This window comes from Algoriphagus sp. PAP.12, from assembly GCF_026652115.1.
Lineage (GTDB): Bacteria > Bacteroidota > Bacteroidia > Cytophagales > Cyclobacteriaceae > Algoriphagus.
Window position 1 is genome coordinate 225,114 of the sequence record NZ_JAPPSQ010000001.1, and the last position, 17,127, is coordinate 242,240.

Here is a 17,127-nt window from a genome sequence, read left to right on the forward strand (position 1 = left end):
ATTTGTTTATTTTTGCATCAAACATCTCGTTTAGTACATGGACGACCCCTACCCGAGTTGGTCTTTACTTGCTCAAATTACTCAGCCCTCCGTGGGCTACTTGATTATTAACGGTCTATTTTTTCTACTTTTATTACTAAGCTCAGCCTTGGTATCTGGGTCAGAAGTAGCCTTTTTCTCCTTGTCCAATGAAGATTTGGATGAAATCGCTGAAGGAGAAACCCAAAGTGGAAGCTTGGTCATCAAACTTCTGCATAGCCCAAAACAACTTCTCAGCACCATCTTAATACTAAACAACCTGATCAATATTGCGATTGTCACTTTGACCACCTTTGTTTCTTGGAGTATTTTCGGGATGAATGCTACCGGAATCGTGGTTATTCTGGTTCAAACAATAGGAGTCACCTTTGCAATCGTCTTTTTGGGTGAAATCGTACCAAAAGTCTATGCCAATAAAGCTAAAGTAGGATTCAGCTTGATCATGGCTCCTACCATCAACTTTTTCTCCACTATTCTGAAGCCCATTTCACTTCTTTTGATGTTTATCAGCAATCTGATAGAAAGAAGAATCGAGAAAAAAGGAGTTTCACTTTCTGTGGACGAGCTCAATCAAGCTTTAGAATTGACTACCGAGGACGCAGCGGATGAGGAAAAGGACATTCTAAAAGGAATCGTAAACTTTGGAACCCTTACAGTAAAACAGGTGATGAAAAGCCGAATGGAAATAACCGCCATCGATACTGAGATGGACTTCCATGAGTTGATGGACAAAATCAATAAAAGTGGATATTCCAGAATTCCTGTTTTCGAAGAAACAATAGACAATATTGAAGGAGTACTATATATCAAAGACTTACTCCCCTTCATTGATAGGGACGAGAATTTCAATTGGAAAGAATTGATCCGAAAGAGCTTTTTCGTGCCAGAAAACAAAAAAGTGGACACCTTATTAAAGGACTTCCAGCAAAAGCGTGTTCACATGGCTATAGTCGTTGACGAATATGGTGGCACCTCGGGCTTGGTAACTTTAGAAGATTTAATTGAAGAAATCATCGGGGAGATCAATGATGAATTTGATGATACAGATGATATTTTCTTCCAGGAGATCGACTCGAACACATTTATTTTTGAAGGGAAAGTATCCTTAAATGATTTTTGCAAGAAATTGGAACTTGACTCTCAGGTTTTTGATGATGTCAAAGGAGAAAGCGAATCTCTAGGTGGCCTTCTCCTAGAAATCAATAGTAAACTCCCTAAAAATGGGACCAAAATTCAATTTGATGAGTTTGAGTTTACAATACTTGCTGTGGATGCCAGAAAAATCAAAAAAGTGAAGGTCCATATTCAATCAGGACAAAAGGATGACTCTCAGTTGTTTACAGATTAATTTGGTGTAAATTACCTTTTTCAGAATTTAATTCTGTCCTCGCAATCGATTGAGTTTTTCAAAGCAGTCAAAAGGAAAATTTAGTCGAAAAAATTTGAATATTTTTTTTAAATTTTTTCTTGAAACCTCTTTTTAAAAAAATTACATCATTTTTTACAAAATTGACCTAAAATCAAACCTAGTATTGTCAATACATTAACTATACAGTCCCTAAAAGGCATTTTTCTAAACCAGAATTATTTTAATAAATAGTTAAAAATATGCTTTTTCACCAAAAATTAATCACCAAATCATAGCGTTTATTGCCTTTATTTTAATGAAAGGAATTTTTTGCGTAATTTTTGGAAATTTTGAACCTATTTAAATCATTTAAATTTATGCAAGAAGGGTTGTACCGCTCGGAGTTTGAGCATGACTCCTGTGGCATAGGCGCGGTGGTGGACTTGACAGCTTCACCCTCTCATGAGACCATCAGTGACGCCTTATATATGCTGAGCAATATGGAGCACAGAGGGGGACGTGGGTCAGATCCTAAATCAGGAGATGGCGCAGGTGTATTGATTCAGGTTCCACATGAGTTTTTGAAGGCAATTACTGCAAGGACAGAGATTTCTCTTCCTGAAAAAGGATACTATGGGGTAGGCATGACCTTCTTCCCAAGAAATAAACAGCTATTCAGAAAGTCCAAAGAACTTTTAAATCAAATCATAGAAGATCTTGATTTTGAATTGATCGGGTATAGACCTGTACCGGTGGATGAGACTGTTCCGGGATCAAGTGCTTTGGAAGTGATGCCAAATATCGAGCAGTTATTTGTCAAGCATAAGAAAGGTCTGACTGGAATTGAGCTTGAAAGAAAGCTATATGTATTAAGAAACTTTGCTACATCGGAGATCAACACTAAAATCCCCGGAGTAAACCATTCTTTCTATTTTGCTTCTTTCAGTAGCCAAACACTTATATATAAAGGACAGCTTCGAACCGATCAGGTATTGCCTTTTTATAAGGATCTCCAGAATAGCAAAATAGAATCTGCCTTTGCCATCGTGCACTCCAGATTCTCAACCAATACTTTCCCTAACTGGAGACTAGCTCAGCCATTCCGTTTCCTTTCTCACAATGGTGAAATCAACACCATCAAAGGAAACTTGAATAAAATGAAATCCAAGGAAACACTGATGAAATCTAAGTATTTCACAGATGCTGAATTGGAGATGTTGATGCCTATCACCAATAAGCAGAATTCTGACTCTGCGAACTTGGATGCCATGGTGGAGCTTTTATCTTTGAGTGGACGTTCATTGCCTCATGCTATGATGATGCTTGTGCCAGAAGCTTGGCAGGACAATGAGGTCATGGACCGAGACAGAAAGGCATTCTATAAATTCCACGCTTCTTTAGTAGAGCCTTGGGATGGACCAGCTGCTCTTCTTTTCACAGATGGTAAGTCTGTAGGAGCTACTTTGGATAGAAATGGTCTGAGACCTTTGAGATATTTCATCACCAAAGATGAGCGATTGATTCTTTCCTCTGAAGCTGGTGCGCTTCCGATCAGAGAAGCAACTATCGTAGAAAAAGGAAGAATCAGTCCAGGTAGAATGCTTTGGGCAGATCTTGAAAAAGGAAGAGTACTTTTCGACGAGGAAGTAAAAGGAGAGATCTGCAAAAAGCAGCCTTATGAGCAGTGGGTAAATGACCAGAGAATCAAGCTTCGTTTGGAGCCTAATCCTGAGACTTTAACTCACCCATACTCCACTGAGAATATTAAGAAGTGCCAGACAGTATTTGGGTATACTTCTGAAGAAATCAAGGTAGTATTGGCACCAATGGGTGGTACAGGTGCAGAAGCGATTGGTTCTATGGGAGCTGATACCCCTCTGGCAGTACTTTCCAAGCAAAGCCAGCACATTGCCAATTACTTCAAGCAGCTATTTGCTCAGGTAAGTAACCCTCCAATCGATCCAATTCGTGAACGAATGGTTATGTCCCTATTTACCCGAATAGGAGAAGGTCACAATATCCTCGAGGAAAGCCCTCAACATACCAGACAAATCCATATTTCTCAACCCGTTCTTTTGAATGAGTCTTTGGAGAAAATCCAAAATATGGAAGGTCAGGGATACAGAAGTAAAAAGCTTTCTTCTCTTTTTGTCGCTGACCATAAACCAGGCCGATTACTTGAGGCTTTGGACAAACTATGTCAAGAGGCAGAAGATGCGATTGCTGAGAAGAAGAACATTTTGATCATTTCAGATAGAAACAGTAATGAAGAATTGGCACCGATCCCATCTCTATTGGCGATTGGAGCTGTTCATCATCACTTGGTGAAAAAGAAAATCCGTACCAAAGCGGGACTGGTTCTTGAAAGTGGTGATATCCGTGAAACGCATCATTTTGCTACAGCTATTGGATATGGTGCCTCAGCTATCAACCCATACATGGCATTAGAATCCTTATTGGATTTGTGGCAAAAAGGTGATTTCCCAGACGTTCCGGATCAAAAAACTCTTTTCTACAATTACCAAAAGGCAATCGGAAAAGGTTTGTTGAAGGTTCTTTCCAAAATGGGAATCTCTACACTCCAGTCTTACCAAAGTGCCCAAATTTTCGAAGCAATTGGTTTAGGACCTGAGGTGATAGACAGATGTTTTAAAGGTACAATCTCTAGGATCTCCGGAGTTTCCTTTGATGAATTGGCGGAGGAAGTTCTGATCAGACACAGAGCCGCCTACAATACAAATAGCCCAGTCCTAGAAACAGGCGGAGTTTACCAATGGAAGAGAAGAGGTGAAAAACACCTTTTTAATCCAGAAACAATCCATCTTTTACAAAAATCCACCAGTCTTAATGACTATGGAATGTATAAAAAGTTTGCAAGCAAAATTAATGAGCAGACCAAAGATGCTTTGACACTAAGAGGCCTCTTTGAATTTAAAAAGAGAATCTCTGTTCCTATTGAAGAAGTAGAACCTGCTGAAAGTATCATCAAACGATTTGCAACCGGTGCGATGTCATTTGGTTCGATCTCTTTTGAAGCCCATACAACTTTGGCTATCGCCATGAACCGAATCGGAGCAAAAAGTAACTCAGGAGAGGGTGGTGAAGATGAAATCCGATTCCAGAAGAAAGAAAATGGAGATTGGGAAAGATCTGCAATCAAGCAAGTGGCTTCAGGCCGATTTGGTGTGACCAGTAATTACCTTTCCAATGCAGAGGAGCTTCAGATTAAAATGGCTCAAGGTGCAAAACCAGGAGAAGGTGGACAGCTTCCAGGTCATAAAGTAGACAATTGGATCGGACGAGTAAGACATTCCACTCCAGGAGTAGGATTGATTTCTCCTCCTCCACACCACGATATTTATTCAATTGAGGATTTGGCCCAGTTGATTTACGATTTGAAAAATGCCAATAGAAAGGCAAGAATCAACGTGAAATTGGTTTCCCAAGCAGGAGTTGGTACAGTTGCAGCGGGTGTGGCGAAAGCAATGGCAGATGTAATTTTGATTTCAGGTGCTGATGGTGGTACAGGTGCTTCACCTTTATCCTCTATCCGACATGCCGGACTTCCTTGGGAGCTTGGATTATCTGAAGCACATCAAACCTTGGTTAAAAACAACTTAAGAAGCCGAGTTGTCCTTCAAACAGATGGACAGTTGAGAACAGGCCGTGATTTGGCTATCGCAACGTTGCTAGGTGCTGAAGAGTGGGGAATTTCCACTGCTGCTCTAGTAGTAGAAGGATGTATCATGATGCGTAAGTGTCACTTGAATACATGTCCTGTAGGAATTGCCACACAAAATCCTGATTTGAGAAAACTATTCACCGGTGATCCTGATCACGTAGTGAACTATTTTAACTTCTTGGTTCAAGACCTACGTGAAATCATGGCTTCCCTTGGATTTAAGACAATCGATGAGATGGTCGGTCAAAGTCATGTTCTTCAATCTACTGGACATTTGAATCACTGGAAGTGGGACAAAGTCGATCTTTCACCTGTATTCCATAGAGTTGAAGTTCCTGATCATGTGGGTATCCACAAGCAAATTGATCAAGATTGGGATTTGAAAAATGTATTGGACAGAAAGTTGATCAAAGCGGCAATGCCTGCATTGGAGCAAGCGATTTCTGTTGACGGCAATTTCCAAATCAAAAATACAGACCGCTCAGTCGGAGCCATGCTTTCCAATGAAATCTCCAAGATTTATGGAAGTATAGGTCTTCCTGATGATACAGTCAAATTCAAATTCAACGGATCCGCAGGCCAAACTTTTGGTGGATTCTTGACCAAAGGTGTTAGCTTCGAATTGGAAGGTGAGGCAAATGATTACTTCGGAAAAGGCCTTTCTGGCGGTAGACTTTCCATCTACCCTAGTAGAAATGCCAAGTTTAAACCAGAAGAAAACATCATCATCGGTAACGTAGCATTCTACGGAGCTACTTCTGGTGAGGCCTATATCAATGGTAAAGGTGGTGAAAGATTCTGCGTGAGAAACTCAGGTGTACAAACTGTAGTCGAGGGTATCGGAGACCATGGTTGTGAATACATGACTGGAGGAATGGTAGTCAATTTGGGAGAAATCGGAAGAAACTTCGCAGCCGGTATGAGCGGTGGTATCGCATATATTTTGAATGACTTTATCACCGAAATCAACCCTGAACTAGTGGATGTAGATCCTCTGACAGAGGAAGATTACTCCACCATCAAATCTTTCATTAAGCGACATGTGAAGCTAACTGAAAGTAAACTCGGTCAGGAATATTTGAATGACTGGGAAAAAGCAAAACTCAAATTCATCAAAGTAATCCCAAGAGATTACAAGGCAGTTTTGAAGAAAAGAGCGTTAGAACAATCTAAATCATTGGTGTAAGATGGGAGCGAAAGAAGGATTTATTCAATTTAAAAGAGAAACTCCGGTAAGTCGAGATCCAAAACAAAGAGTTGGAGATTACCAAGAGATATATGAACCGTTTGGTGACGAGAAATTAAACAATCAGGCAGCTAGATGCATGGATTGTGGTATTCCTTTTTGCCACAATGGATGCCCTTTGGGAAATGTGATCCCTGAATTCAATGATGCGGTCTATCAAAAAGACTGGATTCAGGCAATTCAGATATTGAGAAGCACCAACAACTTCCCTGAATTCACTGGTAGGATTTGTCCTGCTCCATGTGAGGCAAGTTGCGTCTTAGGTATCAACAAAGATCCTGTTGCGATTGAGTTGATTGAGAAAAACATTGCTGAAAAAGCTTATGAATTAGGCTTGATTGCTCCAAATCCTCCAAAAACAAGAACTAATAAGTCTGTGGCGGTCATCGGTGCAGGTCCTGCAGGATTGGCAGCAGCGGACCAATTGAACCAAGCCGGACATGAGGTGACTGTCTTTGAAAAGGACGCTAAACCAGGAGGGCTTCTTCGCTATGGAATCCCTGATTTCAAATTGGAAAAATGGGTAATTGATAGAAGATTAGACTTGATGAAGCAAGAAGGTGTCATCTTCTCTTGCGGAACCGAGATTGGATTCAATATCAAAGCTGAGAATATTCTTAAAAACTTCGATGCTGTGGTCCTTTCTACAGGTGCTCAACAGCCTAGAGGCCTGAATATCAAAGGAGCTGACTTGAAAGGGGTTCATTTTGCGATGGAATTCCTAGGAAAGCAGAACCAGGTAGTAAGTGGTGAAATCGAAGAAAACCCCATTTCAGCAAAAGGAAAGCATGTAATTGTAATTGGTGGTGGTGATACAGGTAGTGACTGTATTGGAACTTCTAACCGTCACGGGGCAAGTTCAATCACTCAATTGGAGTTGTTGCCAAAACCTCCAAAACAAAGAACTACTCTTAATCCTTGGCCTGAATGGCCAATGACATTGAAGACATCCAGCTCTCACGAAGAAGGAGCAGAAAGAATGTTCTCAATTTTAACAAAAGAGTTTATTGGAAATGAAGCCGGAGAAGTAACCGGTTTGAAGTTGGTCGATATCGAGTGGAAAGCAAATGAGGGTCGAATGACCTTCGAAGAAGTTGCGGGAACAGAAAGAGTAGTTCCTTGTGACTTAGCCTTCCTAGCAATTGGATATTTAGGGCCAGCACAAAATGGATTACTGGAAGCATTTGGTGCAGAAACTATGGAAAACTCTCTTCCAAAGTCTAAAAATTACCAAAGCACAAATTCCAAGGTATTTCTAGCAGGAGATATGCGGAGAGGACAATCGCTGGTAGTATGGGCAATATCTGAAGGCCGTGAGGCTGCAGTTAAGGTGGATGAATTCCTGATGGGATCCTCTACTTTACCTCAAAAAGATGAGTCCTTCTATCATGTGGAGGAGCATATCGCGGGTATTGAGTGAGCTATTGCTCAGCAAAATCCAATAGTATCCCTGTTTAGTTGAAAAGCCTGCGATAAACGGAAAGCCATCCCTCTCGGGGGATGGTTTTCTCATTTATTGTGGTTTAGTTTCCTCCTCTTCTCTTACGGAAATCTTCTCTGCTGTGCACCTCTCCTCTTGGGCCTCTTCTAGATCTTCCTTGATCTTTCAATTCCACCCATTTTTCTTTTTGTTCAGGAGTCAATATTTCAGCAATTTTTGAATCTTGTTCTTTCATTTCAGCTCTACGAGCATCCATTTCTGCCTTTCTGGCTTCCATCTCTGCTTTTTTAGCTTCCATCTCTGCTTTTTTAGCTTCCATTTCCGCTTCTCTTTTTTTGGCATACTCCAAATTGATTGCAAGAATTTTTGCCTTTTGCTCTTCATTCAATTCAAGTTTCTCAGCCATCCTATCAGTCATCATTTTGGCTCTTGTTTCCGGATCTGGTTTTTCTTTAGTCTTCATATCTTGTGCAAAGGCACCCATACCCACAAACACCAATAAAGCGGCAGTTACCATCCATTTTTTCATAGTCATTTCGTTTTAGTTTACTGTTATTAGACCTAGATCGACTATGAGAGTTTAAAAGAAGCTTGTTAACAAAGCTTAATTTTTATTTCTCTTCAATGAGCTCTTTCCTTTCGGATTCCCTGACATATTTAGGTTTGATCAGCAATCTCAAGCTTGGATCAAAACTTAGGTAGTTCCAAGACCAATCCATAAAAATGAAGACCTTGTTTTTCACTCCCAAAATCGCCATCAAGTGAACAAATAACCAGGTCAACCAAGCGAAGAATCCTTGAAACTTGAAAAACGGAAGATCTACTACTGCCAACTTCCTTCCGATTGTAGCCATAGAACCTAAATCTTTATATTTAAATGGCTTCGGAGCTCGTCCATTATGAATTTCAACCAAGTTTTTCCCTAGATTTTTAGCTTGCTGTAGCGCCACCTGAGCCACTTGAGGATGACCTCTGGGATGTTCTTCATCCTCAATGAGACTTATATCACCCAAAGCGTAAACATGTTTTAAACTACGGATTTCAGAAAATTCATTTACATAAATTCGACCATTTCGAGCATAAAGATCTTCACTGAATCCTTCAATACGATTGGGTTTGATACCAGCAGCCCAAAGCAAGGTCTCCGTTTCAATCGGTTCTTTTCCTTCCAAAAACACCTGTTTCCCATCGTAATCACTCACTTTGGTATTTAGCATCACTTCCACACCTAAATCCTCCAAATATTTCAAAGAATGAGATCTTGCCTCATCCGACATAGGAGCTAAAACAGCTGGCCCTGCTTCTATCAGAACTATTTTCATGTTTTTGAAACTTAACTCAGGATAGTCTTTCGGAAGTACCGTATTTCTCAAATCAGCCATTGCACCTGCCAATTCTACACCTGTTGGACCACCACCAACGATCACCACATTCATCAATGCCCTCCTATTTTCAGGCTTTTCAATGTTAATCGCCTTTTCATAATTATGGATAATCTTATTTCGGATATACAAGGCTTCCGAAACAGTCTTCATCGGAGAAGCGAAATATTCAATGTTTTTAGCCCCAAAATAATTAGTGTCAGCTCCCATCGCTAAAACCAGATAGTCATAGTCCAAGTAGCCCGCCTCAGTAAAAATCTTCTTTCTATCCGTATCCACTGATTGTACTTCGGTCATCCTGAAAATGACATTTTTCGAATTATGGAAAATTTTCCTCAGTGGAAAACTGATAGCGCTTGGTTCCAAACCAGCAGTTGCGACTTGATAAAATAGGGGCTGAAATTGATGGTAATTGTTTTTGTCCAAGAGTATAACCTGAAAAGGCTTCTTATTGAGATCTCTGGCAAGTTTTAATCCTCCAAAGCCTCCACCAATTATTATAACTCTAGGAAGATTGGATTCTGGAATATTAGGAATTGATTTGAGGGACTGGTCCATGATAGAAAAGTTTTTTATTAGAACACGAATTCCAAATCAAAAGGTCCATAAAACTTTTATAAAACTCCACCTGCAACTCAAATAATTGTCCTCTCCCTAAAACCAAAAGATTTCTTATTTTTACAGCCTTAAATAGAGTAGATCCATGGGAAGAGCATTTGAATTCAGAAAAGAGCGAAAATTCAAAAGATGGGACAAGATGTCCAAGGTCTTTACCAAACTAGGTAAGGAAATCGTAATGGCAGTGAAAGCAGGAGGACCCGATCCTACTTCAAATGCCAAACTGAGAACCATCATCCAAAATGCGAAAGGTGCTCAAATGCCGAAGGATCGTATTGAAGCGGCTATCAAAAGGGCATCAAATAAAGATGAGAAAGACTATGAAGAGATCGTTTATGAGGGATATGGCCCAAATGGAATCGCAGTGATCGTAGAAACCTCCACTGATAATATCAACAGAACTGTAGCCAATGTAAGATCCTATTTCACCAAAGCTGGTGGATCTTTGGGAACTTCTGGCTCAGTAAGTTTCATGTTCGACCACAAAGCAGTTTTTAGATTTACAAAAGGTGAAGGGCATGATTTGGAAGAATTAGAGTTGGAACTGATAGATTTCGGATTGACAGATATCGATGAAAACGAGGGAGAAATTTTCGTTTACACCGAATTTGAAGATTTCGGAACCATGCAAAAAGCTTTGGAAGAAATGGGCATTGAAGTGATCTCTGCTGACTTTCAAAGATTCCCAACAACTCTTACCGAGCTTACTGAAGAGCAAGAAGAAGTCATCAACAAGATGGTAGAGAAGATGGAGGAGGATGATGACGTAAACAACGTATATACCAATATGGCCTAAGCTTTAGCTTAGGCTCTTTTTTTTCATGAATTTTAGAAAACGACAAAATTTTACTGACTCTGAAAAAGAGTTGATTATCGTAGGTAGCAAAAATCCTGTTAAAATAAATAGTACAGAAGATGCATTTACTTTAGCATTCACTAAAGGTTTTCATATCAATGGTGTATCTGCAGCCTCCGGAGTCCCAGATCAACCTATGGGAGATACGGAAACGCTTGAAGGTGCTAAAAACAGAGCTATTAATGCAAAAAAAACATTCCCAGAGGCCAATTATTGGGTAGGTATTGAGGGTGGTTTGGAAGAAGACTCAAATGGCATGACTGCATTTGCATGGATCTATATTTTAGATCAAAACAACTTTTTTGGACAGGCTAAAACCGGGTCATTTTATATCCCAAAACCCATAGCTGAGCTAGTAAAATCAGGAATGGAGCTTGGACATGCTGATGATCATTTCTATTCTCAAGAAAACTCTAAACAACAAGGTGGTTCGGTGGGAATTCTCACCGGAGGCAAGCTTGACCGAAGAGATTATTATTCACAGGCAATTTTGCTTGCTTTGATCCCATTTTTGAACAAAAAGCATTATTGAATGAGATTATTTTAATATTATTTTTAATTAAGCACATTTTATTTGAAAAAATTTTTGAAAGTATTGGATAATTCAAAAAAAGTCGACTTTTTACGAAATATTTATTTCACAGACAAAAAACTGTAGATCATATAAGAAAAAAGTAAAAGTTGCTATAATCACCCCTAATTTTAAATAGTGACTAAACCTCCCCAAAAGGGAGGTTTACTTTTTTAAATTTGTGATAAAATTTCTCAAAGAAACTCTCCAATCCGGATCTGCATCCCACTCAGGTCCAATATATAATTCATCCCTGACAATCAGCCGAATGTAGTACTTTACAACAGTCTGATTTTCAGACGGATTTGCTTCCACCCCCATGCTTCTTTTCAAATCTGCTTCTCTTCCTTCCACCTTGACGAGAAGAAATTGAACTTTGTCTTTAATCAATTCCTCATCTGATCTTGCCTCTGTAAGCCACGCAACATCATTTGGGTAGTTTCCATTCAAAATACTCTCAATTTGACTTTTCTGTGCTTTCTGCTCAGCTAAAATCGCCTCGGCTGATTTTCCATATAAATCATATCTGAAATAACTGATCAAACCAGTTTGAGCGCTAGATCCTTCGATAGGAACCCCCAACTTAAACATTTCTAAATTCAGAGGATTTCTCGGTAGAAATCGATTTGCGGAGGCATTTTGGGCGGCCTCATTTGCCACATTACCGGGAAATTCAGGCACATCAATTACCAAAAGATTTTGGCTTGGCCGGCTCTCCCCCAAAGCTGCAAACTGATCCGCTGCTTCTTCAATTGAACTGCCCTGAATACCATATAGTGAGGTAGAATTGATCAGCTTACCTGTTCCTGAAAATTCTCCCACATGAATACCTCCCCCATTTCTTTGTCTTGTTACAAAAATGATATTCTTAATCAGTCTTTGTGAGAATGCTTTGGCATAGCTAGTCTGAACTTCCTCTGATAAAGCTACTTGTTCTAGTTCGTAATATGCCACAGGATCGGCTCCAGCTGCTACCAAATCCAAATGAACAGAGTCTGCAACAGCCTTCCAATCCATAACTGGTCTAGCTCCAGGATCAGCAGATACCAGAACAATTGATTTCCCATTGAAAAAGGATTCTGGCAACCCTCCTTGAGAAAATCCAAATACTGGAACTACTAGAATGACTATTAAAAAGAAATATTTCATAGATGAAATGAACGAAAGAAGCTTACTTAGTAAATTCAGACTTTAAATAACGAAATTTTCATCAGCTCATGCATCTAAGAATCAAACTTCTGACAGCATTCCTATTCATCATTGTCACTTTTCAAGCTTTTTCTCAATCTGTTGATGATAGAAAACTAATCAAACACATCGCTTATCTCTCTGCTGATGAATTGAAAGGAAGAAAGACCGGAACCGAAGAAAACGAGATAGCACGAAAATATATCGTAGAGGAATTTAAGAATATGGGCTTAAATACTTTTTACCCAGAATTTACTGAAGAGTTTAGATTTCAAAGCCGAAGAGAAGGAAAGACTTTGATTGGAAAAAATGTAATTGGCTTTGTTCCTGGAACAGAATCCAAAAAAATCATCGTGGTTACAGCGCATTTTGACCATGTGGGTATCGGAAAAGCCAATGCCGAAGGTGATTCTATTTTCAATGGTGCTGATGACAATGCCTCAGGAACCGCAGCATTACTTGAAATGGCAAAATACTTTTCCCAAAATCCATCCAAACACAGCATCCTATTCGCCGCTTTAGATGGAGAAGAGATGGGCCTACAGGGTGCAAAAGCTTTGGTTTCAGATTTTCCCTTTGAACTGGATCAAATTGCCTTGAACATCAATATGGATATGATTTCCCGAAATGAAAAGGGCGAGCTTTATGTGTCTGGCACCTATCATCACCCCGAATTGAGAGCGATACTAGAAGAAGCATCAAAAGGGAAGAAACCTCATTTAAAATTTGGGCATGATCTACCTGGCACTGGAAGTGATGATTGGACAAAATCCTCAGACCATGGGGCATTTTTTGAAAAAGGAATTCCTCATATCTACTTTGGTGTCGAGGATCATGAAGATTACCACAAGCAATCAGATGAATTTAAAAATATTGATCCCGAGTTTTTAATTGATGCGACCAACCTAATTCTTTCCTGTATCCTAAGAATTGACGAAGTTCTTCTAAAAGAATAGGATATTCTTTTTCCTTTGAGTAAGAGCTTATTTACTTTGTAAATAATTGAGAAACCACAGGCTTTGGGAAAAAACGACTTCATAACACGGATCCTTATCTGGAGATTAAGACACATGAGCAATCAAGCGTTTATTTTGATTCTCAGTGGGATTATAGGAGTTCTTTCTGGGCTAGCAGCTGTCATTCTCAAGCAGGGAGTCCATGCAATCCAAAAATTCCTGACAGAGGGGTTTTATGTGGAGTATGCTAACTTCATGTACATTATCTATCCCATCATAGGGATATCAGCTGCCTATTTAATTGGAAAATTCGTTTTTAAAGACATCGGAGGTCACGGTATTCCTGATATATTATTTAATATTTCCAAAAAGCAAAGCATTATTGCTAGGGTAAAAACCTATAGCCGGGTATTCACCTCGGCTTTGACAGTTGGGTTTGGAGGATCTGTAGGTTTGGAAGCACCAATGCTTGTAACTGGTTCCGCCATTGGCTCGAACATGGGGCTTTTAGTCCATCTTAATTCCAAAAAAAGAACTTTGCTAATAGGATGTGGTGCAGCTGGTGCTATTTCGGCGATTTTTGGAGCACCTATTGGAGCAGTGATATTCGCAGTCGAAGTTATCCTGATGGAGGTTAGCACAGCGAGCTTTATCCCTCTGCTCATGGCTTCTGTTACAGGCTCCATGACATCGATGATTTTGATCGGAAATGATTCTGTTTTCAATTTCGAATTGGTAGATAAATTCAGAGCAGCACATATGCCTTATTATTTGATTTTAGGTATATTTTGTGGGATTGTATCGCTATATTTCAGTAAGGCGGTCATGTTTACCGAAAAAATCATGGAAGGTCTGGAGAGTCAAACTATCCGGATTTTATACGGTGGGGCACTGCTTGGTTTTATGCTCTTTTTTTTCCCGCCTATTTATGGAGAAGGTTACGATACACTAAATCTGTTGATTGAAGGAAACTCCAGTCAGTTATTGGACAAAAGCCCATTTTTTTCTGCAATAGAAAACCCGTATCTGATTCTGATATTTTTAGGCCTTATCATTCTTTTTAAACCTGTAGCTTCAGCTTTAACTTTAAGTGCAGGTGGTTCGGGCGGTATTTTTGCACCATCTCTTTACGTGGGAGGTATCGTAGGATTCTTGTTTGCCTATGCAAAGAATATGTTCGGTTTCCACATTCCTCTTCCATTGGCTCACTTCACTTTGGTAGCCATGTGCGGAGTCATGTCTGGGGTTCAACATTCACCATTGTCTGCCATATTCTTAATTGCTGAAATTACAGGTGGGTACGAGCTTTTTGTCCCTTTGATGTTTGTTTCAGCTATTTCCTTTTCTACCAAATCCTATTACCAAAAAGACAGCTTGTACATGATGCAGCTAAAAGAAAAAGGAAAACAGCTGCCAGAAACAAAAGACCAAGAGCTTTTAGATCTTATCAGCATTTCACATGTGATCGAAAGGGATCTGCTTCCTATTCATCCTGATTCCAAATTGAAAGACTTGATTGACTTGGTGAAAATCTCAAAAAGAAACATCTTTCCAGTGGTGGATGAAAATAAAGCCCTCCGGGGGATTATCACCTTGGATGACATTCGGGATATCATGTTTGATCCAGAGAAGCAAGATACAGTTACAATTCGAAGCTTGATGCACAGCCCTCCAGAAATCCTATTTTCCACAGAAAATATGCAAAAGGCTATGGAGAAGTTTGAAAAATCCGGAGCCTGGAATCTCCCAGTTGTGGAAGATGGACACTATTTAGGCTTCGTATCTAAGTCTCGGATCTTCAATTCTTACCGCAAAAGATTGATCCGTCAAAAGCAAGATTAGGTGATTTTAAAAGAAAATTTGGAATTTGAAATTATCCACTTTTTCCCACAGATTTTTTGATAAATAATTTAAGTTAGCCACAATTATCCACAAATCTACACTTTACAATTTTATGATAACCAGTTGATTTACTGCTATTTAAATGATGTGAAAAAAATAATGTGGATAAATAATTGATTTTGTGGATAAAAAAATCTTGCATTTTTTAATCCTCATTTAGAGCCAAAAAACAGCGATTTTTAACTTTTAGGTAATCTTCGATAAAGATTTAATAACATCAATTTTAAACGGGTTTTATCAACCGAGAACAAATATTATTTGGACACCGGCATTTCTTACAGGATTTTCACAAAATAGAAAAGGAGAAAACTTAGGATTATGCCCTAAAATTGAAAATAATCCTATTTCACATAAAAAAATCACATACTAATTACCCCATTCCAAAGGACTTAGATTATTCATCTGCTTCATAATCCAAGCTTGTCTTTGCCTATTATAGTTTGTAGGACGAGTTGGCGACCATCGAATTGGATTTGGGAGAACTGCAGCAATCATGGCAGCCTCTGCTCGTGAAAGATTTGCAGCTGGCTTTTTATAAAACTCCTGGGAAGCGGCTTCAATTCCATAAATCCCATCCCCCATCTCAATGACATTGAGATAAACTTCCATAATCCTTTCCTTAGACCAAATAAGCTCAACTAGAACAGTAAAATAGGCTTCCAGACCTTTTCTTAAATAATTTCTCCCTTGCCATAGGAAGACATTTTTCACAGTTTGCTGAGTGATTGTACTAGCCCCCTTTATATTTTTGCCCTGTTGGTTACCTTCCCAGGCCTTTTTCATGGCCTCAAAATCAAAACCACTATGCTCAAGAAATTTCTGGTCTTCTGAAGCATAGACTGCCTGAGGTGCATTCTTCGAAATTTCTTCCATGGACACCCAATCCTTCTTCAACTTAATCTTTCGATCCTCATCTGCCGCTTGCTCAACCAATCTAATGACCATCAAAGGCGTAATTGGAACCGGTACAAAACGATATATAATGACCAAACCAATTGAAAGAGCAAAAAACCAAAGAAGAACTTTCAGTAAAAATCGAAAAATCCGACGAACGAATTTCATCATGGTTTTTTAGCTTTAGCTTGAATGAATTGATAGTACAAAACTCCCTCAGGGTGTTTTGTTATCTTGTCCAAATCCTGTTCCATTTCCAAAACTTCCTCTCTGGAGATCAAACCTTCTTCAATAATAGCTTCTGCTCCACTTTTCATTAACCCTTTCCAATAGGTACAAATTTTCTGCAATTCATGTGGTTGAGTTTGGTCTAAATGAAATCCACCTCTGTGAAGTTCAATATTTGAAAATCCAGCTTCCTTCAAAAGATTCCCCAATTTAAGCCCCACATCAGGATCTCCCCCTAGACTACGCTGGTAGTCATTAAATACTTTATAATATTTACTTAATCCCGGTAGTTGCGGATAGTAGTGGAAGCTAGAATTGAAAACTTCAGTAAGGAAAATCACTCCTTCTCTCGACAAATTTTCAAAGGCTTTGGATAGGACCGCCAGTGGATCGCTCAAGTGCTCCAATACCCAACAGACAAATACCCCATCCACCTCTTTCTTCAATTCAAGCTTTGAGGCATCCTGATTTAAAAAATGAATTTTTCGATCTATGAATTGGGTTAGATTATGCTTAGCTTTTTTGACCTGCTTCTTTTCTATTTCGACACAGGACAACTCGATATCCGGGTAAAGAGAAAGAAGAATATGGCTTTGAGCACCTACACCGGAGCCTATTTCGAGCACATGGTTGCATTCAGAAAAATCAATCCATGGATAAATCAAGGGAGCCAAAACTCCGGCTTGGTCCAAAAGCCTCTCTTGCTCCTCAGGGATATATCCATGAATGTATTTAGCCATCTTTTTTGCTTCTAAATTATCACAAAAAAAGGGACA

The 17,127-nt window shown here is 39.3% G+C and carries 12 protein-coding genes; 7 read left to right on the forward strand and 5 right to left on the reverse strand.

Annotated elements, in window-relative coordinates:
* The first annotated feature begins 37 nt into the window (after window positions 1-37).
* The 3 genes from gldE (at window position 38) to O0V13_RS00915 (ending at window position 7,735) form a co-directional block, all read left to right on the forward strand.
* A complete protein-coding gene (gene gldE / locus O0V13_RS00905) occupies window positions 38-1,387 on the forward strand; it encodes a gliding motility-associated protein GldE (RefSeq protein WP_268033112.1) in 1,350 nt (449 codons plus the stop codon).
* A gap of 377 nt (window positions 1,388-1,764) precedes the next feature.
* Window positions 1,765-6,255, forward strand: coding sequence for a glutamate synthase large subunit (gene gltB / locus O0V13_RS00910; RefSeq protein ID WP_268033113.1), 4,491 nt, complete (start codon window positions 1,765-1,767; stop codon window positions 6,253-6,255).
* 1 nt (window position 6,256) lies between these two features.
* Complete coding sequence (locus O0V13_RS00915) at window positions 6,257-7,735, forward strand: glutamate synthase subunit beta (RefSeq protein ID WP_268033114.1); 1,479 nt, start codon at window positions 6,257-6,259, stop codon at window positions 7,733-7,735.
* Between the two features lie 103 nt (window positions 7,736-7,838).
* Here O0V13_RS00915 and O0V13_RS00920 read toward each other — a convergent pair whose 3' ends face one another.
* Both O0V13_RS00920 and O0V13_RS00925 read right to left on the reverse strand, forming a co-directional pair.
* The gene (locus O0V13_RS00920) at window positions 7,839-8,285 is read right to left on the reverse strand and encodes a Spy/CpxP family protein refolding chaperone (protein ID WP_268033115.1); all 447 of its coding nucleotides are present in this window, start codon (window positions 8,283-8,285) and stop codon (window positions 7,839-7,841) included.
* A gap of 82 nt (window positions 8,286-8,367) precedes the next feature.
* Window positions 8,368-9,696 carry an NAD(P)/FAD-dependent oxidoreductase gene (locus O0V13_RS00925; protein ID WP_268033116.1) on the reverse strand — a complete coding sequence of 443 codons (1,329 nt, stop codon included), beginning with the start codon at window positions 9,694-9,696 and terminating at the stop codon, window positions 8,368-8,370.
* 145 nt (window positions 9,697-9,841) lie between these two features.
* Between O0V13_RS00925 and O0V13_RS00930 the strand changes: the two genes are divergently transcribed.
* A complete protein-coding gene (locus O0V13_RS00930; RefSeq protein WP_268033117.1) occupies window positions 9,842-10,552 on the forward strand; it encodes a YebC/PmpR family DNA-binding transcriptional regulator in 711 nt (236 codons plus the stop codon).
* A gap of 25 nt (window positions 10,553-10,577) precedes the next feature.
* The gene (yjjX, locus tag O0V13_RS00935) at window positions 10,578-11,144 is read left to right on the forward strand and encodes an inosine/xanthosine triphosphatase (RefSeq protein WP_268033118.1); all 567 of its coding nucleotides are present in this window, start codon (window positions 10,578-10,580) and stop codon (window positions 11,142-11,144) included.
* Between the two features lie 204 nt (window positions 11,145-11,348).
* On the opposite strand, the gene O0V13_RS00940 is transcribed toward yjjX, so the two are convergent.
* Complete coding sequence (locus O0V13_RS00940; protein ID WP_268033119.1) at window positions 11,349-12,332, reverse strand: NTPase; 984 nt, start codon at window positions 12,330-12,332, stop codon at window positions 11,349-11,351.
* Between the two features lie 68 nt (window positions 12,333-12,400).
* Here O0V13_RS00940 and O0V13_RS00945 point away from each other — a divergent pair, with 68 nt between their 5' ends.
* Together O0V13_RS00945 and O0V13_RS00950 are read left to right on the forward strand one after the other, a co-directional pair.
* The gene (locus tag O0V13_RS00945; RefSeq protein WP_268033120.1) at window positions 12,401-13,327 is read left to right on the forward strand and encodes a M28 family peptidase; all 927 of its coding nucleotides are present in this window, start codon (window positions 12,401-12,403) and stop codon (window positions 13,325-13,327) included.
* Window positions 13,328-13,441: 114 nt separating this feature from the next.
* Window positions 13,442-15,169: a chloride channel protein gene (locus O0V13_RS00950; protein WP_268033121.1), complete on the forward strand. Its 1,728-nt coding sequence runs from the start codon at window positions 13,442-13,444 to the stop codon at window positions 15,167-15,169.
* Window positions 15,170-15,595: 426 nt separating this feature from the next.
* On the opposite strand, the gene mtgA is transcribed toward O0V13_RS00950, so the two are convergent.
* Together mtgA and O0V13_RS00960 are read right to left on the reverse strand one after the other, a co-directional pair.
* Complete coding sequence (gene mtgA / locus O0V13_RS00955) at window positions 15,596-16,291, reverse strand: monofunctional biosynthetic peptidoglycan transglycosylase (protein ID WP_268033582.1); 696 nt, start codon at window positions 16,289-16,291, stop codon at window positions 15,596-15,598.
* Entirely contained in the window at window positions 16,291-17,091 is an 801-nt protein-coding gene (locus O0V13_RS00960) for a class I SAM-dependent methyltransferase (protein ID WP_268033122.1), read from the reverse strand. The genes mtgA and O0V13_RS00960 overlap by 1 nt, the downstream gene beginning before the upstream one ends.
* Window positions 17,092-17,127: the final 36 nt, after the last annotated feature.